Below are 26,114 nucleotides of genomic sequence, written 5' to 3'. Positions count from 1 at the left end.
GGCAATTACTTGTCGGCGGCGTTGGTAATGGCGTTGCCTGCCTTCGACATGTCCTTGCCCATGCCCGCGACGGTGTTGCAACCGGCGAGAACGAAGCCGAACACGACGAAGGCGGTCAGCACGATCTTGCTGCGCATGCTGGCGCTCCTGAAGTGGTGAAAACGGATCCGGGGCGTACTTTAAACGATCTGGACGCGCAGTTCACCCAGGCCTTCGACGCCGCCGGTGATCACGTCGCCTTGCAGCACGGCGCCCACGCCTTCGGGCGTGCCGGTGAAGATGAGGTCGCCGGGTTGCAGTTCGAACAGGCCGGACAGGTAGGAAATGCTCTCAGGAATGTTCCACAGCATCTGCGAAATGTCGCTGGACTGCTTGCGCTGGCCATTCACGTCCAGCCAGATGGCGCCCTTTTCCAGGGTGCCGACGACGCTGCGCGGATGGATCGGACCCAGCGGCGCGGACAGGTCGAAGGCCTTGCCGATTTCCCAGGGGCGGCCCTGCTTCTTCATTTCGCCTTGCAGGTCGCGGCGGGTCATGTCCAGGCCCAGCGCATAGCCCCACACACACTCATTGGCCTGTTCGACCGGGATGTCGCGGCCGCCCTTGCCCAGCACCACGACCAATTCCATTTCGTAGTGCAGGTTGGAGGTCTTGGGCGGATACGGCATCTTGCCGGTTTCGCCGTCGGCCACGCTCAGCACGGCGTCGGCCGGCTTGCAGAAGAAGAACGGATCCTCGCGGCCCGTGAAGCCCATTTCCTTGGCGTGTTCGGCATAATTGCGGCCGACGCAATAGACGCGACGCACCGGAAACAGCGCGGCGCTGCCGGCAACGGGAACCGCGACGGGCGGCTGAGGGGGCAATACGTAGTCCATGTTCACTCGACCTATGAAGAATACGTGGCCGGAATCCGGCAATAGAAAACAGCCAGCCCCGCGAGGCGCCCGCTACCGCGGGCGGCCTGCCCTGCAGGCGGCCAGACGATGAAAAGTCATCCGCGAGTTTATCCCTTTCCGGGAGCCCGGGCGCGGTTCGGGCCATTCAGCTGAACGTAGGAATTTCCCCGTCATACACCACCAGGCGCTCGATGAAGCCGGCCATGTAGGCCTTCATCTCCTGGTGCGCGGGCGAGACCTGGTAGCGGTCATGCGCGGGGCTGTCCGCAAAGGCCGCCACCACGGCGTGGGTCAGGCCGTCCGAGCGGCTGGCTTCGTTGGGCCGGAAGGCGTAGCCCGCCACGCCTTCGCATTCGGCCAGGATGCGTTGGCAATAGCCCTGGACGCGGTCATGGAAGCGCGCGTCGGCGGCCTCGGACAGCTGCAGCATTACGACATGCAAGTACATCAGGATTCCTTTTTCGTACGGGTAAGCGCCAGCCAGGCCCGCGAGACCAATCCCATGATGCCGTCGCGGAACAGGAGGACGCAGAGGACGAAGATTGCGCCCTGGACGATGAGCACCCAGGAGCCCAGCGGCGCCAGGTAGTTCTGCAGCGACACGAAGGTGAACGCGCCGGCCAGCGGGCCGAACACCGTGCCGATGCCGCCCAGCAGCGCCATCAGCACCACTTCGCCGTTGGCGTGCCAATGCACGTCCGTCAACGACGCGACGCCGAACACCAGCACCTTCAGGCCGCCGGCCAGCCCCGCCACCGAGGCCGACAGCGTGAACGCCATCAGCTTGTAGCGCGAAGTGGAATAGCCCAGCGAGCGCGCGCGCTGCTCGTTGTCGCGCACCGAACGGATCACCTCGCCAAAGGGCGAGTTCAGCACGCGCAGCACAAAGGCATAGCCCAGCGCGAACACGGCCAACGTGAAGTAATACATCGGCATCACGCCATCAAGATCGAAGATGCCGAACAGCTTGCCGCGCGGCACGCTTTGCAGGCCGTCCTCGCCGCCGGTAAAACCCGCCTGGACCGCAATGAAGTAGACCAGCTGCGACAACGCCAGCGTGATCATCGCGAAGTAGATGCCCTGGCGCCGGATCGCGACGGCGCCAAACGCCAGACCCAGCAGCCCCCCCGTCAGCACCCCGGCCAGTAGGCCGAGTTCGGGCGTGGCGCTCAGCAGCTTCATCACGATGCCGGTCGCGTAGGCAGCCGCGCCGAAGAACGCGGCATGGCCGAACGACAGCAGGCCCACGTAGCCCACCAGCAGATTGAAGGCCGCGGCAAACAGCGCGAAGCACAGCACCTTCATCAGAAAGGTCGGATAGATGAACCAGGGCGCGGCGATGGCGGCCACGGCCAGCACAGCCATCGCCACGCGCATGCCGCGGCGGCTCAGCTGCACCGGCTCGCGCGTGGCCTCGGCGGCCAGCACGTTCTGCACCTGCAGCGGCTTGCCGAACAGGCCCGCGGGCTTGCACAGCAGCACCAGCACCATGATGATGAAGATCGCCAGGTTGGCGGCCTCGGGATAGAACACCTTGGTCAGGCCTTCGATGATGCCCAGCCCGAAACCACTGATGATGGCGCCCATGATGGAGCCCATGCCGCCGATCACCACCACCGCGAACACCACCACCACGAGGTTGGAGCCCATCATCGGACTGACCTGGTAGATCGGCGCGGCGATCACGCCCGCCACCGACGCCAGCGCCACGCCCAGCGCGTAGGTCAGCGTGATGAGCAGCGGCACGTTGATGCCGAAGGAGCGCACCACCGTCGGATTCTCGGTGGCCGCGCGCAGCATCGCGCCCACGCGGGTCTTCTCGATCAGCACCCACACGGCCAGGCACAGCACCAGCGACACCGCCACCGCCCAGCCGCGATACCAGGGCAGGAACATGAAGCCCAGGTTGACGCCGCCAGACAACGCCTTGGGTATCGTGTAGGGCAACCCCGATACGCCATAGGCCTGACGCAGGCCGCCTTCGATCAGCAGCGCGATGCCAAAGGTCAGCAACAGCCCGTACAAGTGATCCATGCGGTAGGTGCGCGAGATCAGCAGGCGCTCGACCACGATGGCGAACACGGCCATGATGAGCGGCACCAGCACCAGCGCTGCCCAGTAGTTCACGCCCAGATAGTTCAGCAGCATCCAGGCCAGGAATGCGCCCGCCGTGTACTGCGCGCCATGGGCGAAGTTGATGATGTTCAACAGGCCGAAGATCACCGCCAGCCCGATCGACAGCAGTGCGTAGAACGAACCGTTGATCAGGCCGAGCAGCAGTTGGCCGAATAGTGCCGTGGACGGCACGCCGAATATTTCGAACACGTGGATTCTCCCCTCAGACGCCCAGGCGGCGCTTGATCCGCTCGGGATCGTTGCGCGCTTCTTCTGCCGACAGCTGGTCGACGACGCAGCCGTGCTCCATGACGTAGTGGCGGTCAGCCACCTTGGTCGCGAAACGGAAGTTCTGCTCGACCAGCACGATGGTGAAGCCCCGCTCCTTCAGGGTGCGGATGGCATGCCCGATCTGCTGCACGATGACGGGCGCGAGGCCCTCGGTGGGTTCGTCCAGCAGGATGAGCTGGGCGCCGGTGCGCAGGATGCGCGCGATCGCCAGCATCTGCTGTTCGCCGCCCGACAGGTTGCCGCCCGAACTGGCGCTGCGTTCGCGCAGGTTGGGAAACAGCGTGTAGATTTCGTCCAGCGACATGCCGCCATCGGCCAGGCGCGGCGGCAGCATCAGGTTTTCGGTCACGTCCAGGCTGCGGAACACGGCCCGTTCTTCGGGGCAATACACCACGCCCAACCGCGGAATGCGGTGCGCCGCCATGCCCACGGTCTCCTGGCCGTTCAAGCGGATGGAACCGCGCCGCTTGTCCATGATGCCCATGATGGCGCGCAGCGTGGTCGTCTTGCCCGCCCCGTTGCGGCCCAGGATGGTGACGAGTTCGCCGCGCCTGACTTCCATGTCCACGCCGTGCAGCACGTGGGATTCGCCGTACCAGGCGTTGAGGTCCTTGATAACCAGCATCTCAGTGCGCCTCCTCGTCGGAGCCCATGTAGGCCGTGATGACGCGCTCGTCGCTCGACACGGTGGCGTAGTCGCCCTCGGCCAGCACCGCGCCGCGCGCCAGCACCGTGATGGTGTCGGACAGATCCGCGACTACCGACAGGTTGTGTTCGACCATCAGGATGCTGCGGTTGGCGGACGCGCGCCGGATCAGCGCGGCGATGCGGGTCACGTCCTCCTGGCCCAGGCCCGCCATGGGCTCGTCCAGCAACATGATTTCGGGCTCCAGCGCCAGAGTCATCGCGATTTCCAGTGCGCGCTTGCGTCCATATGGCAGCAGCGCCGCAGTGGTGTGCGCCAGGCCGGAGAGGCCGACCGCGTCCAGCAGTTCCATGGCGCGGCCGTTCAGGCGGTCGATGCTGCTGCGGCTGCGCCAGAAGCGCCAGCCATCGCCGTGCTGGCGCATCAGCGCCACGCGCATGTTCTGCAGCGCCGTCAGGCCCAGGAACACGGCGGATATCTGGAACGAGCGGACGATGCCCAGGCGCGCGATCTGCTCGGGCGCCAGCGCCGTGATGTCGCGGCCGCGATAGTGGATGACGCCCGCGTCGGGCGCGAGGAACTTGGTCAGCAGGTTGAAGCAGGTGGTTTTGCCTGCGCCATTGGGGCCGATCAAGGCATGGATGGAGCCTTCGCGCAGGGACAGGGACACGCCGTCGACGGCATTGAAGCCGCCGAACCGCTTGACCAATCCCTGGGCGGACAGGACCGCTGGGGTGTTCATGGGCGCGCTCCTACATGCGGGCCAGCAGGCCGCCGTCGATCGCCAGGACGTGTCCGTTGACGAACGCGGCGCCCGGCGAGGCCAGGTAGACCACCGCGGGTGCAATGTCTTCCGGCGCGGCCCAGCGGCCGGCGGGCACCGCCGTGGCCAGGAAGGACTGGAACTGCGGATTGTCCTGCAGCCCCTGCGTGAAATCGGTGCGCACGAAACCGGGCGCCAGTGCATTGCAGGTGATGCCGCTGGCGCCGTATTCGACCGCCAGCGCGCGCGTGAAGGCCGCGATCGCGCCCTTGGCCGTGGCGTAGGCGGCGATGTTGGGCATGGTGGCCTGCCCTGCCACGGACGACATCAGCACGATGCGGCCGAAGCCGCGCTTGCCCATGCCGGGCAGCACGGCCCGCGCGCAATGGAAGGCGCCGTTGACGTGCACGTTCTGCAAGGCCTGCCATTCGGCGGAGCTCATCTCCACCACGGGCTTGCGGTTCTGGTTGCCGGCATTGCTGACCAGTACGTCGACCGCCAGCCCTGCGTTATCCAGTTGCGCGACGGCATCGGCCACGGCCTTTTCGTCGGCGACATCGAAAGGCGCCCCGTGGGCCTTGATGCCTTCGGCCGCCAGGCGCTCGCAGGCGGCCGCGCAGGCCTCGCCGGAAAGATCGTTGATTACCACCTGGGCGCCAGCCTGGCCCAATGCCCGCGCGATGGCGTAGCCCAGTCCCCTTGCTGCGCCCGTCACCAGCGCGACGCGCCCCGCCAGACCGAACGTGCGGTCCAGATAGTCGTGTTTCAAGCTTGTCTCCTTGGTCTTATATGCGCCGGATTTCTTGGCCCGGCCTGTGTCGCTGCATGCTTGCGCCGGGCAAAAACATGATTGACATAAATCTCAATATACGCGACTATTTTTAAACACTCAATAACAAGATTTTTTCTTTATCTCTCATAAAGAGTTCTGGTAGGAGACATCATGGCCCTGGAAACGCCCGGCTGCCCCGCAGCCAACGCCTTGCCGCCCCTGGCTTCACGCTTCCTCAAAGTTGCCGATCTGCCGTGGAAACCGACGCAAGTGGAAGGCATAGACATGAAGGTGCTGATGCAGGACAAGGAGACCGGCTTGCTGACCGCCCTGTTCCGCTGGCAGCCCGGCACCGAGCTGCCCCTGCATGAGCACGTGGAGGTCGAACAGACCTTCGTGCTGGAAGGCTCGATCGTCGACGCCGAAGGCGAGGTCTGCGCTGGCGACTACGTGTGGCGTCCGCGCGGCAACCGGCACGTGGCGCGCGCGCCCAATGGCGCTTTGGTGCTGAGCTTCTTCCTGAAACCCAATATGTTCATCGACGCCTACGCCGGCCAGACGCTGGAGTAAGCGGCCCCGGCGCGACCGTCCGGCACAGGACGGCGCGCAAAGAAACTAGCCCCCGAGGAGACATACCCATGAAGACCCGTTTGAAGAACAGCCTGGCCGCCTGCGTGCTGGGCGCCCTGTCCGTATCGGCCCAGGCGCAGGTATCCGATGACGTCGTGAAGATCGGCGTGCTCGGCGACCAGTCCGGCATGATGGCCGACCTGTCCGGCAAGTTTGGCGTGGAAGCCGTGAAGATGGCCGTCGAGGATTTCGGCGGCACCGTGCTGGGCAAGCCCATCGAAGTGATCTCGGCCGACCACCAGAACAAGGTCGACATCGGCGTGGCGACCGCGCGCCGCTGGTACGAGAATGACAAGGTGGACCTGATCCTGGACGTGCCCAACTCCGCGATCGCACTGGCGGTGCAGGACCTGACCCGCCAGATGAAGCGCGTGGTGATCTTCACCAGCGCAGGCTCCGCCGACCTGACGGGCAAGGCCTGCTCGCCCAACGGCATGCACTGGACCTACGACACCTATGCCTATGCCACCGGCGTGGCCAACGGCGTCATGGAAGACGGCGGCAAGAGCTGGTACTTCATCACTTCCGATTACGCCTTCGGCCATTCGCTGGAGCGCGACGCCATGGCGGTGGTCAAGGCCAAGGGTGGCCAGGTCGTAGGCAGCGTGCGCCACCCGATCGCCAGCGCGGACTTCTCCTCGTTCCTGCTGCAGGCGCAGGCCTCCAAGGCCCAGGTGATCGGCCTGGCCAACGGCAGCGGCGACACCATCAACAGCATCAAGCAGGCGTTCGAGTTCGGCATCATGGGCAGCAAGCAGCGCGTGGCCGCCCTCTTCATGAGCATCGTGGACGTGCGCAGCGTGGGGCTGGAATACGCGCAGGGCCTGAACCTGGTGGAACCCTTCTACTGGGACCTGGACGACAAGTCGCGGCAATGGTCCGAGCGTTATTTCAAACGCACCGGCCGCATGCCGTCCATGGTCCAGGCCAGCAACTACAGCGCCGCCATGCACTACCTGAACGCCGTCAAGGCGGCGGGCACGGACGCGTCCGAGCCGGTGCTGAAGAAGATGCATGAGACGCCCATCAACGACTTCATGACCGAGAACGGCCGCATCCGCGAGGACGGCCGCATCATGCGCGATCTCTATCTGTTCCAGGTCAAGAAGCCCTCGGAATCCAAGCGCGACTGGGACTACTACAACCTGGTGCGCAAGATTCCGGCCGAACAGGCCTTCCGTCCGCTCAAGGACGGCGCCTGCCCGCTGGTGAAATCGTGATGGACGGCGCGCTTGGACTGCTGGCCGGCAAGCGCGCCATTGTCACGGGGGGCGCCAACCCCCGTGGCATAGGCGCCGCCATCGTCGAGCTCTTCATCGCCCAGGGCGCCACGGTCGCGGTGTTGGACCAGGCCTATCCGGAAGGCGCCGGCGCGGCGCTGGCCGCGAGCCGCATCGACCTGCACTGCGACGTGTCCCGTTCGGCCTCCTGCGAGGCGGCGATTGCCCGCGCCCGCGAGGCGCTCGGCGGCATCGACGTGCTGGTCAACAACGCCGGCATCGTCGCGGCCACGCGCATCTGGGACCTGCCCGAGGACGAGTTCCGCCGCATGGTGGAGGTGAACCTGACCGGCACCTACAACGTCACGCATGCGGCGCTGCCGGAATTGCTGCAAAGCGCGCGGCGTCCGGCCATCGTCAATCTGGGCTCCACCGCCGCCTTGCGCGGCGGCGGCCTGCTGGGCGGCTCGCATTACGCCGCATCCAAGGGCGGCGTCATCAGCTTCACCAAGGCGCTGGCGCGCGAGCTCGGTCCGCGCGGGGTGCGCGCCAATTGCGTGGCGCCCGGCATCATCGAAACGGACATGACGCTGGGAAAATTCGGCGAAAATTGGGAACAAGAACTCAAACAGGGCATTCCGCTACAGCGTTTCGGCTCGCCCGCCGAAGTCGCCCAGGCCATACTTTTCCTGGCCTCGGACCTGTCCTCCTACTCAACCGGCATCGTGGTCGACGTCAATGGCGGCTTCCACATTCACTAGGCGCGCCCTCCCGCAATGAGCACTCCAGACCGCATGTTGTCCATCCTCGACCTCTTTCGCGACGACACCACCGCCGCGTTCCAGGAAGACGTCATGGCGCATCTGGACTGCTCGCGCGCCACGGCTTACCGCTACCTCAAGTCGCTGACCGAAAGCGGGCTGCTGGCACCCACCTCGGGCGGCGCCTACGTGCTGGGGTCGCGCATCATCGAGCTGGACCGCCATCTTCGCCAGCACGATCCGCTGATGCGCGCGGCGCGCGAGGTCATGCGGGCCACCGGCGACGAGCTGCACGCCAACCTGATGCTGTGCAACTACTACGGCGACAAGGTCATGTGCGTGGACCGCTACTGGACCGATGATTCCATCGAATCGAGCTACGCGCGCGGCCGTCCCTACACCATGTTCCATGGCGCCACCGCCAAGCCCATCCTGGCCAACCTGCCGCCGTACCAGCTGCGCAACCTGATGCTGTGGCACGCCGCGGAAATCCGCGAAGCCGGGCTGGGGGAGGATTGGGACGAATTCCGCGCCAACCTCAAGCGCCTGCGCGCAGCCGGCGTCTACGTGTCGCACGGCGAGGTCGACCCTGGGCTGATAGGCATAGGCTCGGCCATCTTCAGCGCCGAACAGAAAGTCGTGGGCAGCCTGGTGTTCATCGCCGCGGAAGCGCGCACCTCGGCCGAGCGGCTGGAGGTACTGCAGGCGCGCATCCAGATCGCGGCCGCGCAGGTGTCGCGCAATCTGCAGGCTCCGCAAAGCAACGGCGCGGCGGCGATCGGCATCATGCCGTCGCGGCCGCGCCGCATCAAGACGTCAGCCGGCGGCGCTGCGCCGGCCAAATCCAGGAAGCCGTAATCAGGCCTTGTTGTAGCGCTCGGCGCTGCGGACGATTTCCTCGTGCGCGGCGTCCAGGCCCTTCCAGCCCTTGACCTTGACCCACTTGCCCTTTTCCAGGTCCTTGTAGTGCTCGAAGAAATGCTGGATGCGGGAGATGTCTTCCGCCGGCAGATCTTCGTAGGACTTGATGTTGCGGTACGGGGGGTACAGCTTTTCGATCGGCACGGCCAACAGCTTGGCGTCGCCGCCCGACTCGTCGTCCATTTCCAGCACGCCGATGGCGCGGCAGCGCACGACCGCGCCGATCTGGATCGGGAACGGGGTCAGCACCAGCACGTCGGCGGGGTCGCCGTCTTCGGACAGGGTTTGCGGGATGTAGCCGTAGTTGCACGGATAGTGCATGGCAGTCAGCATGAAGCGGTCAACGAAAATCGCGCCCGTGTCCTTGTCGACCTCGTACTTCACCGGGTCGGCGTTCATGGGGATTTCGATGATGACGTTGAAGTCTTCCGGCAGCTTCTTGCCAGGGGAGACGCGATCAAGACTCATGATTCAACCTTGTTGTGTGTCTGAAGGATTGTTCAAATCGAGCCGTCGTCCTTGAACGGCGGCTTGGTAGCCGGCACGGGCGCGGCGGCAGGCGCGGGCTTGGACCCAGCGGGCGTAGCCGGAGCGTACGTGGGCACGGGATCATCGAAAGCCGCCGCCGGGATGGGGGCGCTGTCGAAGTACTCGTCGATGTCGGAGGTGCCGCCGCCGGCCAGCGGGGCATCCTCGGGAGCCAGCGCACGCTCGCGCTGTTCTTTGTTCTCGCGGGCGTCCGGATCCAGCACGTAGTCGGAGGCCGACGCCGCCACGGCCGGCGGCAGCGCGGGGTAATCGCCGCCGAGTTCGGTGTCGCTGTCGACGTCGGACAGGCCCACCGCATAGCCGCCTTCGGCGTCCACGCGGTAAGGATCCGAACCGGTGTCCGCGGCCGGCAAGGCGGCATCCGCCGCCAGCACCGGCAGCGCCATGCTGGCCGCCGTTGCCAGGCGCCAGTGGCGCACTGCGTCGGCGGGACGGTCCAGGCGGTCGTACAGGCTGCCCAGCAGCGCATGCGTCTGCGCATCGCTGCGGCGGCTCAGGCTGCGCAACAGATAGCGTTCGGCCTGGCCCCAGAGCTGGCCGTTCAGGCACAGCATGCCCAGCGCGGTGAGCAGGTCCGGATCGGTGGGACGCTGTTGCAGCCAGGTTTCGGCACGGGCCAGCCGGCGCGACACCTGCTCGGCCTCGCAGCGGGCGTAGGCCGCCACCAGCGCGGGATTGAACTTCACGGCGACTGCGGCTTCCAGCACGCGTGCGGCCTCGCTGGCTTCGCCGGCGGCCTCGAACGCCGCCGCGCCCGCCAGCGCGATTTCCGGCAGGAGGCGCTCCTCGGCCTTGAGATCCTTCCAGATGGCGCGCCAGGCGTCGCTGCCACCTGCGGCGGCGGCGCGCAGCCGCGCCGCGCCCGAAGCGTCGATCAATTGATCGGCTTCGGAACGGGCCAGCGCATTGCGGCGCACCAGGCCCCGCGCCAGCGTGAACACCTGTTCGTCATGATGCAGGGCGGTGTGCGCACGCAGCAGCAGGCGCATGGTGTGCAGATGGCGCGCGCCGCCGTCGGCCAGCGGCTCCAGCACGGCCAGCGCGCGCTCGGCGCGGCCCTGGTCCAGCAGCATGTCGGCCGACACGGTGGCAGTGGCTTCGATCAGGCCGGCATCCGTGCCGGCTTGCTCCTGCGCGATCGCCAGCAGGCGGTCGCGGCGGTCGAACTCGCCCAGGCCATGCGTGGCGCGGGCGGCGGACAAGGCCGCCAGCACGCGGCGCGTCTGGACCTTGGTCTGGTCCAGCAGCTTGGTCAGGTCTTTTTCGGCGGTGGTGTAACGCCCTTCCAGCAGGCCGATCCAGCCGCGTTCCAGCAATTCGTGGTCGCGCGCCTGGGCGCGCTTGCCGCGCCAGGCCCGCACGCGGTCGGGGATGGCCAGCAGCCACGCCAGCAGGCGCAGGCCCACGTACAGCACGATGAAGGCCGCGACGATCAGCAGGACCGCCAACGTCAGCGACATGCTGATGCGCCACGGCCAGACCAGCAACAGCACGTTGCCGGAGTGCGAACGCAGCACCACCGCCAGGGCGACGGCGACGACGGCGAGCAGCAGTGTCCAGAACCAGGTACGCATAAGCCTCAGTCCTGTCCGCTGGTCTTGAAGCCCGCGGCGCGCAGCGCGGCCACGGCGTTCAGGCTGTCGGCCACTTCCGGCATGCGCACGGCAATGTCGGTCTGCGCCAGTTCGCGTGCCAGGGTCTGGGCCGCGACGGTGTCGGGGGACCGGCCGTCGAAATACTTGGCGAGCGTGACGCCGACGTTGTCGAGTTCGCTCTTCCAGACGGCGGGCTGGCGCATCAGCATGGCCAGTTGCGCCGTCAGCAGGCGTTGGCGCAGCGTGCCGCGCACCTGGTCGGCCTGGTCGGGCGACAGCAGCAAGGCAGCCGGCTCGTCCACGCGCTGGATCGTGATCAGGCCGCCCAGTTCATGCGCCAGCGCGGAGCCGGCGCGGCCGGGCCAGGAGGCCATCTCGGCGCGCCAGCGCTGCCACCAGGGCGCGTCGGCCGGCAAGCCCGCCAGCGGATCGACCGCGGGGGCGGGTGCGGCCGCCGGCGCGGCTTCGCCGGCAGGCGCCACACCCGGGGCGGCGGCGTCCGGCACCAGCAGCGGCGCCTTGCCGATAAGCGCCACCAGGCGGTCGATGCGGGCCGACTGGGCAGGGATATCCACGGTGGACACGGCGCGCAAGCGGTCCAGGTCGCCGTTGATGGCTTGCTGCAGGCTGGAGAAACGCGGGCGGTCGGCGCGCGCCAGGCGCGATTGCGCCGTTTCCAGCGCCACGATCGCGTTGGAGACATTGCCGGCTAGGCGCAGTTGCTGGTTGGCGATGGTCAACAGGCGCTCGACGTCGTTGGCAAGCAGTTCGTCGCTGGCGCTGTCGTTGAAGTTCTGCCAAGCCAGCTGCAAGGCGTTGTACTGGCTTTGGGTTTCGCGCACGGTGTCTTCAAGTTCGCCGACGCGGCCGGCCTGGGCTTGGGCCAGGGCCAGGGCCTCGCGGGTGTCCTTGCGGGCTTGCGCCAGATCGGTGGTCAGCGTTTCGAGGCGCGTGGCGACCTCGCGGCCGGCGGACACGAACTGGGTGCGCTGCATCCAGAGGGCGTAACCCAGGCCGGCGGCCAACAAGATCAGGATGATGAGGGCGGGGACCAGCGGGCCACTGCGGCGCTTGGCCGGGCGGGCCTTGACGGAATCGGCCGGGGCCGACGCGGGCGCGCTTGCACCCGGGGCGGCCGTCGGAACGACCGGATCGGTAGCGGGAGTCTTGTCTGTCATGACGCGATTGTATTCGGTGTCAGTCCGATGCAACGAATCAAGCAGCAACAAAAGCCTGGAATATCGACTCGTCGTTGGGCAAGCAGATTTTTACCATCGGCCGCGCCCCGCCTTCATGACAGGGCTGTGGCAGCCGGCGCTCCAGGGAGGGATGCGTCAGCACAAAGCTGCACCGCGCCCACCAGTCCGCCAGGCCAGCCGCCTCCAGGCCTGCCCGCAACGCATCCGCGCCCTCGCCGCTGGTGATCAGCCAAGTGGCCGGAATGCCCGCGTCCGCCCAGCGCCGCAGGCTGGCGACCTGATCGGCGCCCCAGCTCGCGGGGCGCCGCAGGTAGGCAGCATGGCGCGTCACGGCCGCGCCGTGCGCCTCGAGCCTGTCACCAAGCCAGTCGCGGCCCTGCGTGCCGCGCACCAGCAGCACGCGCGCGGGCATTTGCGGCAGCCCCAGCAAAACCTCCCAGAGCGCCTCGGAATCGTGGCTGGGCGCGCTTTCAGGGGGATGCAAAACTGTTGTATTCGCGCCAAAGCAGGGGGACAGGCGCAAGGCCTGCGCACTGGCCGGCCCGACTGTGGCGGCGATGACGCCCGCCGGCCAGGGAGCCGGCCCGTCCGCCTGCGCCCATTGTTCCAGGTACAGCCTGGCCGCATTGCCGCTGACGAACACGACCATGTCGTAGTCGGACGGACGCGGCGGCCCGCCGGTCGCGGCCGGCAAAACCTGGATTTCCAGGGCGGGAAGAATGCAGGGCGTCCAGCCGGCGCTCTGCAGGCGGCCTGCCAGGGCCTCGTTGCGGCCGTCGGGTCGCGTCAGGATGGCGACCCGCGGCGGTTCGGCGGCTGCGGACGCCATGACCATCAGTCGGCCCTGGGCGGGTCTTGCAGCAGTTCGCGCAGGATGTCCTGGGCGCCTGCGTCCAGCAGCGCCTGCGCCGCGGCCTCGCCGATGGCCTGGGCCTCGGCCACCGGGCCGCTGCGGGCCGTATGGACCATGCGCACGCCGTCGGGCGACGCCACCAAGGCGCGCAACGACAAGGTGCCGCCGGCAATTTCAGCGTACGCCGCCAGGGGCACCTGGCAGGATCCGCCCAGCTTGCGGGACACGGCGCGCTCGGCCACCACACAGGACGTGGTGTCGGCGCTGACCAAGGGGGCCAGCCAGGCGCGCATGTCGTCGCGGTCGTCGCGGATCTCGATGCCCAAGGCGCCCTGCCCGGCCGCCGGCAGGCTGTCTTCCGGTTCGAGCAGGCTGCGGATGCGCGAGCCCAGGCCCAGCCGCTCCAGGCCGGCAGCGGCCAGCACGATGGCGTCATATTCGCCCTTGTCCAGCTTGCCCAGGCGCGTATCGAGATTGCCGCGCAGCGGCTTCACGACCAGCTCGGGATAGCGCGCACGGATCTGGGATTCGCGGCGCAGGCTGGACGTGCCGACGACGGCGCCCGTGGGCAGGTCGGCCAGCGAGCCATGGGTATTGGAGACGAAGGCATCGCGCGGATCCGCGCGATCGAGGACAGCGCAAAGCTCGAACGGCGCCTGCAGATCGACCGGCACGTCCTTCAAGGAGTGCACGGCCAGATCGGCGCGGCCGTCGAGCAGCGCGTTTTCGAGTTCCTTGACGAAGAGACCCTTGCCGCCCACCTTGGAGAGCGTGCGGTCGAGGATCTGATCGCCTCGGGTCGTCAGGGTGAGTAGCTCAACCGCGCACGCCGGGTACAGCGTGCGCAGCCGGTCGCGCACATGCTCGGCTTGCCACAGGGCAAGCCGGCTGGCGCGGGTCGCGATGACCAGGCGTTGCGGTAGAGACACGAGACGGCATCAAACGAAATTGGAGACGATGACCGTCGCGACCACCCCGAGGATGGCCAGCACGAAAAGGCCCTGAAGGAGGCTCAGGCCCGATTCGGATTGCTGGGGATCGGTAGATCTACGCAGACTCATGTGCTGATTCCTTGGAAGCGGTTTTGCGGCTTGCCAGCCACCGTCCAAGGACAACAACGAGCAAGGCGCCAATGATTTCTGCGCCGATTTTAACCGCAGTGGGCTGCACGCCGAATTGACGCTCGACAACCACGTCGGTGATCAGCATGCCGCCGGCGATCCAGCCCAGCAAGGCCGCGCCGAAGGTGACGACCAGCGGATAGCGGTCGATGAGCTTGAGCACCAGGGTGCTGCCCCAGATGATGATGGGCACGCTGACGATCAGGCCGAAGGCGACCAGGCCGATCTGGTGGTCGGCGTGGGCGTTCTGGGCCGCGCCGGCAATGGCGATCACGTTGTCCAGGCTCATCACGAAGTCGGCGATGATGATGGTCTTGATCGCGGCGGCGATGGATGTGCCGCCCTTGATGTTGCCATGGGCATCGTCCTCGGGAATCAGCAGCTTGACGCCGATCCAGACCAGCAGCAGGCCGCCCACGACCTTCAGGAAGGGGATCGACAACAGCGTCAGGGCGAAGGCGATCAGGACCACGCGCAGGATGATGGCGCCCGCGGTACCCCACAGAATACCTTGCATGCGCTGCTTGGGCGCCAGATTGCGGCAGGCCAGCGCGATCACGACGGCGTTGTCGCCGCCGAGCAGGATGTCGATGAGGATGATCTGGAATACCGCTGTCCAACTCAGCGTCTGGAAAAACTCAAGCACTATGAACCCCCGAAGGCATTTATGAAAAGAGTGGCCGGTCCCGGTCCGGCAAAGCCCGCCGCGCGCGACGCGGCGGGCTTATTCAGTACAACGTATTAGTATAATTCAGCTTTCAGTCAGCTTTCTGGCGCATCAGCAAAACTTTGCCGATAGCCAGCACCAGCACCGCGCCCAACGCGCCTGTCATCAGCGCAAAACTGTGCTGCGTCACGCCCAGGGCAGCGTCGATGCGCGCCACCGGTTCCTGCAAGGCCGGATCGCCCACCAGCAGTTCGCCCGCGATGAAACCCAGCAGCGCCGCCCCCACCCAGACGATGACCGGGAAGCGCTCGATGACCTTCAGGAGCAGCGTACTGCCAAAGATGACCAGCGGAATACTGATGGCCAGACCCAACACCAGCAAGGTCGTGTCGCCCATGGCGGCGGCGGCAACGGCCACCACATTGTCCAGGCTCATGACCAGGTCGGCAATCATGATAGTGCGGATTGCGGTCAGCAGATTGCCTTGCGTCTTATCGGCCCCGTCTTCCTCGCCCTCGGGCAACAGCAGCGTCACGCCGATATAGACCAGGAGCAGCGCGCCGATGAGCTTGAGCCAGGGCAGCAGGAGCAGCTTGGCCGCTACCAGCGTCAGCACGATACGCATGATGATCGCCGCGGCGGAGCCGACCACGATCGCTTTTTTCTGTTGGGCCGGAGGCAGCGAACGCGCCGCCAGCGCAATAACCACGGCGTTGTCGCCCGATAGCAGAATGTTGACCCAAATGATCTGGAGCAATGCTATCCAGAATGCCGCTGAACTGAGTTCCATGCCTCTCTTTCCTAGGTGTGATCCCCCTAGGACAAACCAAATGAATGGGTGAAATAAGACGAAAAAAACGTACTGGCCGTCTTGGTGCGAGCCCGACGGCATTCTTGCTGGGTACGTGCAGAATTTCTTTCATTATAGTTTCGTTCAGCTTTCCGTATGTTTGCCAGGCCGCGACGTGGACGCGGGATTTCCCTAGGATTACGGAAAAAAAGACGAAAAAAAGCCCGCCGGAGCGGGCTTCGATTGGCGGATGCCAGTTGCCGGGAGCCAGGGGTTTGACGCCGGAAGCGGGACTTCCGCCAGCAGGCCGCGGGCGCCGGACGCAAGCAGCGTCCGGACGCGCGGCCAGGCGCTTTTTACAGCACCGACTTGAGCAGCTTGCCCATTTCGGACGGGTTGCGCGTGGTGCGGATGCCGCAGGCTTCCATGACTTCCAGCTTGGCGTCGGCAGTGTCGGCGCCGCCGGAGATCAGCGCGCCGGCGTGGCCCATGCGCTTTCCGGGAGGAGCGGTGACACCAGCGATGAAGCCGACGACCGGCTTCTTCATGTTGTCCTTGGCCCACTCGGCAGCGTTGACTTCGTCGGGTCCGCCGATTTCGCCGATCATGATGACGGCGTCGGTGTCGGGATCGTCATTGAACATCTTCAGCACGTCGACGTGCTTCAGGCCGTTGATGGGGTCGCCACCGATGCCGACGGCGCTGGATTGACCCAGGCCCAGCTCGGTGACTTGCGCCACGGCTTCGTACGTCAGGGTGCCCGAACGGCTGACGATGCCGATGCGGCCCTTGCGGTGGATGTGACCGGGCATGATGCCGATCTTGATTTCGTCGGGGGTGATCAGACCCGGGCAGTTCGGGCCCAGCAGCAGGGTCTTGCTGCCCTTGGCCTTCATGCGGTTCTTGACTTCCAGCATGTCACGGACCGGGATGCCTTCGGTGATGCAGATCACCAGATCCAGTTCGGCCTCGACGGCTTCCCAGATGGCGGCAGCGGCGCCCGCGGGCGGCACGTAAATGACGGACACGGTGGCGCCGGTGTCAGCCTTGGCGTCCTTCACCGAAGCGAAGATCGGCACGCCTTCGAAGTCTTCACCCGCCTTCTTGGGGTTCACGCCGGCCACGAAAGCGGCCTTGCCATTGGCGTACTCACGGCACATGCGGGTGTGGAACTGGCCCGTCTTGCCCGTGATGCCCTGGGTGATGACCTTGGTGTCCTTGTTGATCAGAATCGACATTTGTGAATCCTTGGATTTTTCTTTACTTGACGGCGGCTACGACGCGGGTGGCGGCTTCGGCCATCGTGTCGGCGCTGATGATCGGCAGACCGGAGTCAGCCAGCATCTTCTTGCCGAGTTCTTCGTTGGTGCCCTTCATGCGGACGACCAGCGGCACGTTCAGGTTGACGGCCTTGCAAGCAGCGATCACGCCTTCGGCGATGACGTCGCAGCGCATGATGCCGCCGAAGATGTTGACCAGGATGGCCTTCACGCCCTTGTTCTTGAGCATGATCTTGAAGGCTTCCGTGACCTTCTCGGCCGTGGCGCCGCCGCCGACGTCCAGGAAGTTGGCCGGCTCGCCGCCGAACAGCTTGATGGTGTCCATGGTGGCCATGGCCAGGCCGGCGCCGTTCACCAGGCAGCCGATGTTGCCGTCGAGCTGGATGTAGGCCAGGTCGAACTTGCTGGCTTCGATTTCAGCCGGATCTTCTTCGTCCAGGTCGCGGTAGGCGACGATTTCCGGGTGACGGAACAGGGCGTTGGAGTCGAAGTTGAACTTGGCGTCCAGGGCGATGATGTTGCCCTTGCTGTCGCGGTTCAGCGGGTTGATTTCGACCAGGGAGGCGTCGGTGTCCATGTAGCACTTGTAGAGCTTCTGGAACACGTCCACGGCCTGGGCGGTGGAGTCAGCGGGCAGGCCGATCGCGTTGGCGATCTTGGTGGCTTGCTCGGCCGACAGGCCGGTCAGCGGGTCGATGTATTCGGTGATGATCTTCTCGGGAGTGGAGTGGGCCACTTCCTCGATGTCCATGCCGCCTTCGCTGGAGGCGATGAAGGCAACCTTCTGGGTGGCGCGGTCGGTGACCAGCGACACGTAGTATTCCTTCTGGATGTCGGCGCCGTCTTCGATGTACAGGCGGCGGACCTTCTGGCCTTCCGGGCCGGTCTGGTGCGTGATCAGCTGCATGCCCAGGATTTCCGAGGCCAGCTTGCGGACGTCGTCCAGCGAGCGCGCCAGCTTCACGCCGCCGCCCTTGCCGCGGCCGCCCGCGTGAATTTGTGCCTTGACGACCCAAACCGGTCCACCCAGCTTTTCAGCGGCAGCCACGGCCTCGTCGACGGAAAGAGCGGGAATCCCGCGCGGCACGGGGACGCCAAATTGCTTCAGCAGTTCCTTGCCTTGATACTCGTGGATTTTCATGTGTTACCTGTCAGGACGTATGAGAAAAAGAAGGTGAATCGGAGGACGAATCGGCCGATGCCTCAGCGCTACCCCCGGTGTACCACTTGGGATAGTGCTCAGCCACCACCGGGCCGCTGGTGCTTAGCGCGTGGCAGCCGTCCAGTTGGAATGGACGCCGGTTCGGGTTGTTTTCCTGCCGCCGGCGGTTGGCCATGGTCTGCACCGCCGCGGTGGGTAGCACCTGCGACAGTTCGGTCATGTGCGTACAGCCCTCCACGTGCCCGAACCGCTCCTTGACCTGCCGGCGGAACCCCTTGAGCAGGTTCATTCCGATCAGATCAGTGTAAGCCGGTTCGATGGCCATGCAATGCTCGCCGTAGGGAGCGGCGTCATAGACGGCCTGCGCCGCCACGATCGAGAAGTTCTCGTCGATGGTGATGCGCAGATGCATGTGGTGGATGGGTTGTCCGGCCTTGAACATCTCGCCGTCGCGCTTGGGGAAATCGTACGCCTTGACGTCGATCAGCTCGGCTTCCAGGTCCCAGTGCCCGTCTTCGCGCGCATACGACTGCACGCGTATGGAACGCGTGTGCAATGGTTGGCGAGGATAGTCCGGCGGTGGCAAGGGCATGCTGGGGGCCTGCGGGGCGAGATGCCTGCGCATGGTGCGCGGCAACAAAACCTTCAAAGTATAGCGCAGGCGGCCTGCGATCAAGCCCCCTGACTGGCGCCTGACGCGCCGCCGCAGAGTGCGGCTGCCGCCCATAGGCCCTGGTGCCGAAGCTGGCAGGTGATGCGGGCAGCGGCCAGGTGCCGCTCGCGCTCGGGGGAGTATTCCTCCAGTCCCCGCCGGCAGGCTTTCAGGCGCGCCTCCAGCGCGCTCCAGGCGCGGGCGAAGGCGTCCGCCCGGGCGGCCGGCGGACTGGCGGCCAGTTCGGCGGCGGCCTGCGGGCCGCAATAGAGGCGGATCACGTCCGCATCGCCCGCCCAGGCCTGCGCGCCGGTCAGGTCCACGCCCGGCAGGCCCAGCCGGGACAGGCCGCAGAGAATATAGGGGCCATAGTAAGAGAAGGAACTGTTCCAGCGCGCGCCTGCGGGCATTTGCGGACCCTTGGACGTTTCCGTCCAGCCGGGCGCGGCTTGCGGATCGCGCCGCGCCAATTCCGTGGCCAGCCAATTCCGGGCTGCCTCCCGTTGCCTGTGGCGGGAGGCAGGCAGGTGCAGCAGCCACAATTCGACCGGGGCGCCCTCCCCGGTCAGCCTCCGGGGTCCGGTCACCGCTGCTCCCAAGGCGTGGCCGGACTGCCGATCCAGGCCTGGCCCGCCGGAATGGCCTCGCCCTTGAGCACCAGCGTCAGCGGCCCCAGGCGCGCGCCCGCTTCGACCCGGGTGTCATACAGGATGGTGCTGCGCGGCCCGACGTTGACGGCATCGCCGATGCGGACCATGCCGATCTTCATCACGCGGTCTTCGAACAGATGGGTCTGCGGTCCGGACCAGGCGTGCAGCACCGCGTCGTCGCCGATCGACACGCAGTCGTACTCGGTGATGTCGGTGGTGTCCATGAAGACGCGCTTGCCGATGCGGGCGCCCATGCAGCGCAGGGCCAGCGGCAGCCAGGGCGTGGCCCGCAGGAAGTTGAAGAAGTTGGGCACCGCTATGGATTCATACAGGCTGGTGACCGCTTCGCTCTTCCAGACGAACGGCGTCCACATGGGCTCGGCGCGCGGCTTGTAGCGGCCGATCAAGGCCCATTTCAGCGCCACCAGGAACAGGAACGCGCCGACGCCGTACAACACGCCGGCCAGCATCAGCTCGTCGAAAGCGGAGACAAAGCCTTCGCGGGCGGCCATGGGGATGACTTTCATCACGGTCAGATAGCCCACCGCGATCACCACGGCCAGCGGCAGGACCATGCGCATGCCTTCGACGCCGCCGCGCAGGATCTTGCGCCCCAGGCTGGGGCGGAAAGTCAGGTGCGCCGGAAAGCCCGCGGTCTGTTCGCGCGCCGGCAGCGCCAGCGGCGGATTGCCCAGCCAGGTCTGGCCGCTGGCCATGCGGGCATTGGCCGGCGCGCGGCTCTGCACGCCGATCAGCACGTCGTCGGGCAGTACCGAGCCGTCCGGCACATAGGCGCCGTTGCCGACGAAACTGCGGTTGCCGATGACGGTGGGCCGCAAGGTCATCCAGCCGGCGTCGATTTCCTCGTCGCCCAGCATGACGCCGTCGGCGATGAAGCTGTCTCGGCCGAGGGTCAGCATGTCGGGCACCACGCCCATGGCGGTGGAAATTTCGGTGCCGCGTCCGACCTTCGCGCCCAGCAGGCGATACCAGTTGCCCGCGTAGATCGACGCGTACAGGCCGTGCAGCACGCTCAGGCTCGATTCCTGGATCTGGTTCGTCAACCAGCGCCGCAGGTAGATCTGGCCGTATACAGGCCAGCGGCCGCTGGCCAGACGCGGCAACAGCGTCCATCGCAGCAACGCCGATACCAGCACCGTCAGCATCAACAGCAATGCGCTGGCAGGCAAGGCCAGCAGCAGATAGCTCAGGAAGGCTTGAGGCCAGGGCACTCGCGCGCCCATCAGGTCCAGCCAGCGCGCGTCGATCCAGTCGATCAGCACAAAGCTCGGGAACACCGGCATGAAGAACAGCGCGGCGATCAGCGTACCGCCGGCCGCATAGGCCATGCAGTCGAGCCGGCTCCAGATGCCGTGGCGTTGCGGCCGCGGCGGCAATTCGGGAGCGCGGGCCTGCGGATCGTGGCGCGCTGGCGCCCCGCTCCAGATCTGGCCCGCAGGCACGCGGGCGCCCTGCGCCAGCGAAGACAGTCCGTCCAGCCGTGCGCCCTCGCCCATCGCCACGTCGCCTTGCAGCACCGAATAGGAACCGATGTAGGTGTTGTCCGCCAACGTGATCGGCGCCACCGTCCACTCGCCGCCGCGCACCGAGAAATTCTCCAGGTTGACCGCCGCGCCGATGCTCACGCCGTTGCCCACCGACAGCAGATCGGGCGCACGCACGGACACCCGGCTGATGGCAGCGTCGCGGCCGATGCGCGCGCCCAGCGCCCGCAGGTACCAGACCTGCAACGGGGAGCCCGCAAGCAGATGCGCGGGCGGAATGTCCATCACCCGGTCCACCAGCCACCAGCGGTAGAACAGCCAGCCGTACATCGGATAGCTGCCGGGCTTGAGCCGGCCAAGAATGCCCCACTTGCAGGCCACGGCCACGCCGAAGCTCAACAGATTGCAGGCCAGATAGCTGGCGATGGACAGGACCACCGCACGCCAGACCGAGTCGCCTTCGTCGCCCGTCCAATAGTGATACGTGAAGAACGGCGTCAGCCAGATCAGCATGCGTACGCCGATCAGCAGCGGCAAGGCCGCCAACTGCGCCAGGCCGCAGGTCCAGCGGCGCCACTCGGGCGCGGGCGCGGGATCGGCGCCAATGCCGGCGACGCCCGCCGCTCGGGCCGCGTCGCTTTCGGCCGAAGCCAGCGCGTCCAGCCGGGCCGCAAGCGTCGCCAGCACAGGATGCTGGTAAAGCTCGTGCATGGTCAGCGCGGAAAAATGCGGATGCTTGCGCAGCGACGACACCAGACGCGCGGCCAGCAGCGAATGGCCGCCCAGGTCGCGGAAGAAGTCGCTGGCCAGCCGCAGCGGCTGTCCCGGGAACAGCGGACGCAAGGCGTCGAACAAGGCCCGCTCGCCCGGCGTGACGGGTTCGTCGTCTTCGCCGCCGGGCTCGGACACGGCCACCAGTTCGCGCGCCTTCAGCGCCTTGCGGTCGATCTTGCCCGAGGTCAAACGGGGAACATCGGCCACCAGTTCGAAGCGCGCCGGAATCATGTAGGCGGGCAGGTCCGCGCCCAGCGCGGCGCGCATCGCATGCGGGTCCAGCCGCGCCTCGCCCTCGGGCTTGAGAAAAGCCACCAGCTGCTCGATGCCCGCGAGATCGCGCAGCACCACGGCGGCCGCGCCCACGCCCGGCAGGCGGTAAAGCGCGGCCTCGATTTCCCCGAGTTCGACCCGGAACCCCCGCACCTTGACCTGGTCGTCGCTGCGGCCCAGGCAGTGGATCTGCCCGTGCTCGTCGATGCGCGCCAGGTCGCCGCTGCGGTACATGCGCGTGTCGTGATCGCCGGCCGGACGCGGATTGGCCAGGAATTTCTCGGCCGTCAGCTCGGGCCTGCCCAGATAGCCGCCAGCCACGCCGGGGCCTGTGATGCACAGCTCGCCCACCTGCCCTTGCGGCAGCACCGCGCCATCCTCGCCGCGCACCAGCATGCCGTAGTTGGGCAGCGGCGTGCCTATGGTCACGGGCTGGCCGGGCAGCAGTTCGGCCAGGCTGGCGGACACCGTGGTCTCGGTGGGGCCGTAGGTATTGAACAGGCGCCGGCCGGGCGTGGCCCAGCGCGGCACCAGGAAGTCCGGACAGACCTCGCCGCCCAGGTTGACGATGCGCAATCCCGGCACGTCGCGCGCGAACAGCGCCAGCAAGGTCGGCACGGCGTGCAACACGGTAATGCCTTCCCGCACCAGCGCGTCCGGCAGGCCTTCGGGGTCCGTGGTCAGCATCTTGGGCGCCACCCACAGGGACGCGCCGACCAGATAGCTGATCCAGATCTCTTCGAACGACATGTCGAAGGCTACCGAGAAGCCCTGGTAGACCTTGTCTTCGTGGCGCACGCCCAGCACCGCGTTTTCGCTGCGCAGGAAGTGGCAGATGCTGGCATGGCTGACAGGCACGCCCTTGGGCTTGCCGGTGGAGCCCGAGGTGTAGATGACGTAGGCGGGATGCTCGGGCAGCAGCCCTTCCCGCCTGCGCAAAGCGCCTTCGACCGGCTCCGACAAGGCCCAGGTGGTCCAGGTGGCCATGCCGTCCAGCCGGACCTCGGCGCCCGCGATCAGCCCGCGAGCGCCCGCGTCCTGCAGGCAGACCAGCATGCGGTCCACCGGCGTGTCGGACTCGAACGGCAGCCAGGCCGCGCCCGCCTTCGCGATGGCCGCCTGCATCACCAGCAGGTCGGCGCCGCGCGGCAGGCACAGGCCCACGATATCGCCAGGCCGCACGCCGGCCTGCATCAGATGATGCGCGGCCAGATCGGCGCGCTGGCCGAGCATGTCGTAGGTGAGAGTGTGATCCAGCCAATGAATGGCGACGGCGGCGGGATGCCGGCGGATCGTGGCTTCCAGAATGTCGGGCAGCGTCTCTGCGAGCAGCAGGTCGGGCCGACAGGGGCCTTGGAGAATCATAGGAACGACAAGGATCCAGCAATGGGATTTTTGCGTATTGACCCCTGCCGCGGAATTTCGTTCAAGCAAGTTTGAAAAAAAACATCCACGCTGCGCGCAGGCTGTGGCTTGCAGCCATCAGAAGGACCTTGCGGCTGCGAGGAAAAAGCCCTGCTCCGCGCGCGACATGCACGGATCAGGGCTGGCGCCGGACCCTTGGGATCCCGGCGGCGTCAGGGCAAGCTGCTTGCTCAGGCCGCCTGGCGCAAGGCTCGGGCCGCCTGCACCATGCCAAGCAGCGCAGCTTCGGTTTCAGGCCAGGCGCGCGTCTTCAGGCCGCAGTCAGGATTGACCCACAGGCGCTCCTTGGGCAGGCGGGCCGCGGCCTTCTGCATCAGGCCGACCATCCAGTCCACTTCGGGCACGTTCGGCGAATGGATGTCGTACACGCCGGGGCCGATATCGTTCGGATAGCGGAAGTCCTCGAACGCCTTGAGCAGCTCCATGTTGGAGCGCGAGGTTTCGATCGTGATCACGTCCGCGTCCATGGCGGCGATGGACTCGATGATGTCGTTGAACTCCGAATAGCACATGTGGGTGTGGATCTGCGTTTCGTCGCGCACGCCGGCGGTCGACAGGCGGAAGCAATCCACGGCCCAGTCCAGGTAGGCCTGCCAATCGGCGCGGCGCAGCGGCAGGCCTTCGCGGATGGCGGGCTCGTCGATCTGGATGACGCTGATGCCGGCGGCTTCCAGGTCCACCACCTCGTCGCGCAGCGCCAGCGCCAATTGGCGGCAGGTCTGCTCGCGCGGCTGGTCGTCGCGCACGAACGACCATTGCAGGATGGTGACCGGCCCGGTCAGCATGCCCTTGACCGGCTTGTCGGTCAGCGACTGCGCGTACGACGACCAGCCCACCGTCATCGGCGCCGGGCGCGCAACGTCGCCAAAAATGACGGGCGGCTTGACGCAGCGCGAGCCATAGCTCTGAACCCAGCCGTTCTTGGTGAAGGCGAAGCCGGCCAGCAGCTCGCCGAAGTACTCCACCATGTCGTTGCGCTCGGGTTCGCCGTGCACCAGCACGTCCAGGCCTACCTTTTCCTGGAAGCGGATGACTTCCTCGATCTCCTTGCGGATGGCGGTCTCGTAGCCCGAGTCCGTCAACGCGCCCGACTTCCAGTCGCGGCGCAAGGCGCGGATTTCCGCGGTCTGCGGGAAGGAGCCGATGGTCGTCGTCGGGTAGGCGGGCAAGCCCAGCTGTTCCTGCTGGCGGGCGATGCGGCCGGCAAACGGCGCGCGATCGCGCGACACGGCCGCAGCGCCGGCCATGCGCTGGGCGACGGCCGGATTGTGGATGCGGATCGAAGCGCGGCGGGCGGCGAGCGCGGCGCGCTGCCTGGCCAGGCCTTCCTGCGTGGCCGCTTGCGTGGCGCCGTCCAGGGCGCGGCCCAGCAGGCTCAGTTCTTCGAGCTTCTGCGCGGCAAACGACAACCAGCTCTTGAGTTCCGCGTCCAGCTCGGTTTCATGCGCCAGGTCCACCGGCACGTGCAGCAGCGAGCACGACGGCGCCAGCCACAGGCGGTCGCCCAATTGCTGCTTGATCGGGGTCAGCGTGGCAATGGCCGAATCCAGGTCGGTGCGCCAGATGTTGCGGCCGTTGATGATGCCGGCGGACAGCACCTGCCCGGAGCCCAGGCCCGCAACCACTTCCGCCAGTTGCTCGGGTGCGCGGACCAGATCCACATGCAGGCCGGCCACGGGCAGGCCCAGGGCGGTCGGCAGGTTGTCCTTCAGGCCGTCGAAGTAGGTGGCCACCAACAGCTTGACCGGGCTGGAGGACAGCTGGTCGTAGGTCTGCTTGAACGCGCGGCGCCAGGCTTGCGGCAGATCCAGCGCCAGGATGGGTTCATCGATCTGCACCCACTGCACGCCCAGCTTGGCGAAGCGCGCCAGCACTTCCTGGTAGACCGGCAGCAGCGCGGCCAGCAGTTGCAGCTTGCCCTCATCGGCGGCGCCGGCGGGAAAGGCGTCGCCCTTGCCTTGGTACAGCCAGGTCAGCGGGCCGGGGATCACGGGCTTCACGGCGTACCCCTGGGCCTGCGCCTCCTGGACCTGTTCGAACAGCGATTCGCGGGCGATGCGGAAGGTCTGGCCCGGCGCCAGTTCCGGCACGATGTAGTGATAGTTGGTATCGAACCACTTGGTCATTTCGCAGGCGGCGGCGGGCTTGCCCGACGGCGCGCGTCCACGGCCCATGCGGAACAACGTGTCCAGCGTGACGGGTTCGTTGTCGTGCTGGCCGAAGCGGGCAGGCACGGCGCCCAGCAGCGTGCTCCATTCCAGGATCTGGTCGTACCAGGCGAAGTCGCCCACCGGCACGAACTTCAGGCCGGCGGCGGCCTGCAGCTTCCAGTGCCTGGCGCGCAGCTCGCGGCCCGTCTGTTCCAGTTCCTCGACGGTTTGCCTGCCGGCCCAATAAGCTTCGACTGCGCGCTTCAGTTCACGCTGGGCGCCGATGCGGGGGAACCCCAAATTATGAATCGTAGTCATGGATCACCACCATTAGACAAAATTTGTTCAAGTGACAGCCATTCTGAGGCCAAATCAAAATGAATCAAAATCAATGTCTACATTCATAAAATGAGAAAATCTCATAAAATATGAGCTTATTCCCAAATCCTGCGGT

At 66.5% G+C, this 26,114-nt stretch carries 25 protein-coding genes; 4 read left to right on the top strand and 21 right to left on the bottom strand.

What is annotated here, in order from left to right:
• Positions 1 to 5: 5 nt before the first annotated feature.
• From IB257_RS24270 to IB257_RS24240, 7 genes are all read right to left on the bottom strand, one after another.
• Positions 6 to 137, bottom strand: a complete 132-nt coding sequence (locus tag IB257_RS24270) for an entericidin A/B family lipoprotein (protein ID WP_042792660.1) — start codon at positions 135 to 137, stop codon at positions 6 to 8.
• Positions 138 to 179: 42 nt separating this feature from the next.
• Positions 180 to 875 carry a fumarylacetoacetate hydrolase family protein gene (locus tag IB257_RS24265; RefSeq protein WP_054451075.1) on the bottom strand — a complete coding sequence of 232 codons (696 nt, stop codon included), beginning with the start codon at positions 873 to 875 and terminating at the stop codon, positions 180 to 182.
• Between the two features lie 166 nt (positions 876 to 1,041).
• Positions 1,042 to 1,344 (bottom strand): Dabb family protein, encoded by a 303-nt coding sequence (locus tag IB257_RS24260; RefSeq protein ID WP_054451074.1) that lies wholly within the window; start codon positions 1,342 to 1,344, stop codon positions 1,042 to 1,044.
• Positions 1,344 to 3,221, bottom strand: a complete 1,878-nt coding sequence (locus IB257_RS24255; protein ID WP_192354498.1) for an ABC transporter permease — start codon at positions 3,219 to 3,221, stop codon at positions 1,344 to 1,346. The genes IB257_RS24260 and IB257_RS24255 overlap by 1 nt, the downstream gene beginning before the upstream one ends.
• A gap of 13 nt (positions 3,222 to 3,234) precedes the next feature.
• Complete coding sequence (locus IB257_RS24250; RefSeq protein WP_054451072.1) at positions 3,235 to 3,927, bottom strand: ABC transporter ATP-binding protein; 693 nt, start codon at positions 3,925 to 3,927, stop codon at positions 3,235 to 3,237.
• A 1-nt stretch (position 3,928) separates the two neighbouring features.
• Positions 3,929 to 4,690 carry an ABC transporter ATP-binding protein gene (locus tag IB257_RS24245; RefSeq protein ID WP_119450537.1) on the bottom strand — a complete coding sequence of 254 codons (762 nt, stop codon included), beginning with the start codon at positions 4,688 to 4,690 and terminating at the stop codon, positions 3,929 to 3,931.
• Positions 4,691 to 4,700: 10 nt separating this feature from the next.
• Entirely contained in the window at positions 4,701 to 5,480 is a 780-nt protein-coding gene (locus tag IB257_RS24240; RefSeq protein WP_054451070.1) for an SDR family NAD(P)-dependent oxidoreductase, read from the bottom strand.
• A gap of 174 nt (positions 5,481 to 5,654) precedes the next feature.
• Here IB257_RS24240 and IB257_RS24235 point away from each other — a divergent pair, with 174 nt between their 5' ends.
• The 4 genes from IB257_RS24235 to IB257_RS24220 all read left to right on the top strand — a co-directional run bounded on the left by IB257_RS24235 (position 5,655) and on the right by IB257_RS24220 (position 8,952).
• A complete protein-coding gene (locus IB257_RS24235) occupies positions 5,655 to 6,053 on the top strand; it encodes a cupin domain-containing protein (RefSeq protein WP_054451069.1) in 399 nt (132 codons plus the stop codon).
• A gap of 68 nt (positions 6,054 to 6,121) precedes the next feature.
• Positions 6,122 to 7,333 (top strand): ABC transporter substrate-binding protein, encoded by a 1,212-nt coding sequence (locus tag IB257_RS24230; protein WP_054451068.1) that lies wholly within the window; start codon positions 6,122 to 6,124, stop codon positions 7,331 to 7,333.
• Positions 7,333 to 8,094, top strand: coding sequence for an SDR family NAD(P)-dependent oxidoreductase (locus tag IB257_RS24225; protein WP_054451067.1), 762 nt, complete (start codon positions 7,333 to 7,335; stop codon positions 8,092 to 8,094). The genes IB257_RS24230 and IB257_RS24225 overlap by 1 nt, the downstream gene beginning before the upstream one ends.
• A gap of 15 nt (positions 8,095 to 8,109) precedes the next feature.
• Entirely contained in the window at positions 8,110 to 8,952 is an 843-nt protein-coding gene (locus tag IB257_RS24220) for an IclR family transcriptional regulator (RefSeq protein WP_054451066.1), read from the top strand.
• Here IB257_RS24220 and ppa read toward each other — a convergent pair whose 3' ends face one another.
• The 14 genes from ppa to metE all read right to left on the bottom strand — a co-directional run bounded on the left by ppa (position 8,953) and on the right by metE (position 25,978).
• The gene (gene ppa / locus IB257_RS24215) at positions 8,953 to 9,483 is read right to left on the bottom strand and encodes an inorganic diphosphatase (protein WP_013392552.1); all 531 of its coding nucleotides are present in this window, start codon (positions 9,481 to 9,483) and stop codon (positions 8,953 to 8,955) included.
• Between the two features lie 32 nt (positions 9,484 to 9,515).
• Positions 9,516 to 11,138, bottom strand: a complete 1,623-nt coding sequence (locus tag IB257_RS24210; RefSeq protein WP_119450539.1) for a heme biosynthesis HemY N-terminal domain-containing protein — start codon at positions 11,136 to 11,138, stop codon at positions 9,516 to 9,518.
• A 5-nt stretch (positions 11,139 to 11,143) separates the two neighbouring features.
• Entirely contained in the window at positions 11,144 to 12,337 is a 1,194-nt protein-coding gene (locus IB257_RS24205; RefSeq protein WP_054451064.1) for a uroporphyrinogen-III C-methyltransferase, read from the bottom strand.
• Positions 12,338 to 12,374: 37 nt separating this feature from the next.
• Positions 12,375 to 13,193 (bottom strand): uroporphyrinogen-III synthase, encoded by an 819-nt coding sequence (locus IB257_RS24200; RefSeq protein WP_192492923.1) that lies wholly within the window; start codon positions 13,191 to 13,193, stop codon positions 12,375 to 12,377.
• A complete protein-coding gene (gene hemC / locus IB257_RS24195; protein WP_192492922.1) occupies positions 13,193 to 14,140 on the bottom strand; it encodes a hydroxymethylbilane synthase in 948 nt (315 codons plus the stop codon). The genes IB257_RS24200 and hemC overlap by 1 nt, the downstream gene beginning before the upstream one ends.
• A 9-nt stretch (positions 14,141 to 14,149) precedes the next feature.
• A complete protein-coding gene (locus IB257_RS31745; protein WP_042792647.1) occupies positions 14,150 to 14,272 on the bottom strand; it encodes a hypothetical protein in 123 nt (40 codons plus the stop codon).
• Entirely contained in the window at positions 14,259 to 14,978 is a 720-nt protein-coding gene (locus IB257_RS24190; RefSeq protein WP_054451061.1) for a TerC family protein, read from the bottom strand. The genes IB257_RS31745 and IB257_RS24190 overlap by 14 nt, the downstream gene beginning before the upstream one ends.
• Before the next feature lie 112 nt (positions 14,979 to 15,090).
• A complete protein-coding gene (locus IB257_RS24185; protein WP_192492921.1) occupies positions 15,091 to 15,789 on the bottom strand; it encodes a TerC family protein in 699 nt (232 codons plus the stop codon).
• A gap of 356 nt (positions 15,790 to 16,145) precedes the next feature.
• Positions 16,146 to 17,027 (bottom strand): succinate--CoA ligase subunit alpha, encoded by an 882-nt coding sequence (sucD, locus tag IB257_RS24180; RefSeq protein ID WP_013392545.1) that lies wholly within the window; start codon positions 17,025 to 17,027, stop codon positions 16,146 to 16,148.
• Positions 17,028 to 17,049: 22 nt separating this feature from the next.
• The gene (gene sucC, locus IB257_RS24175) at positions 17,050 to 18,210 is read right to left on the bottom strand and encodes an ADP-forming succinate--CoA ligase subunit beta (RefSeq protein ID WP_054451059.1); all 1,161 of its coding nucleotides are present in this window, start codon (positions 18,208 to 18,210) and stop codon (positions 17,050 to 17,052) included.
• Positions 18,211 to 18,220: 10 nt separating this feature from the next.
• Positions 18,221 to 18,823 carry a DUF2889 domain-containing protein gene (locus IB257_RS24170; RefSeq protein ID WP_054451331.1) on the bottom strand — a complete coding sequence of 201 codons (603 nt, stop codon included), beginning with the start codon at positions 18,821 to 18,823 and terminating at the stop codon, positions 18,221 to 18,223.
• A gap of 80 nt (positions 18,824 to 18,903) precedes the next feature.
• A complete protein-coding gene (locus IB257_RS24165) occupies positions 18,904 to 19,470 on the bottom strand; it encodes a 4'-phosphopantetheinyl transferase superfamily protein (protein WP_119450543.1) in 567 nt (188 codons plus the stop codon).
• Entirely contained in the window at positions 19,467 to 23,450 is a 3,984-nt protein-coding gene (locus IB257_RS24160; RefSeq protein WP_192354503.1) for a Pls/PosA family non-ribosomal peptide synthetase, read from the bottom strand. Before IB257_RS24160 ends, IB257_RS24165 begins: the two co-directional genes overlap by 4 nt.
• A gap of 230 nt (positions 23,451 to 23,680) precedes the next feature.
• Positions 23,681 to 25,978, bottom strand: coding sequence for a 5-methyltetrahydropteroyltriglutamate--homocysteine S-methyltransferase (gene metE, locus IB257_RS24155; protein ID WP_192492920.1), 2,298 nt, complete (start codon positions 25,976 to 25,978; stop codon positions 23,681 to 23,683).
• Positions 25,979 to 26,114 lie beyond the last annotated feature (136 nt).

It is taken from the genome of Achromobacter sp. ACM03, assembly GCF_014851665.1.
Lineage (GTDB): Bacteria > Pseudomonadota > Gammaproteobacteria > Burkholderiales > Burkholderiaceae_B > Achromobacter > Achromobacter aegrifaciens.
Note: the sequence above shows the minus strand (reverse complement) of the source record. Positions and strands in the feature narration are given on the sequence as shown.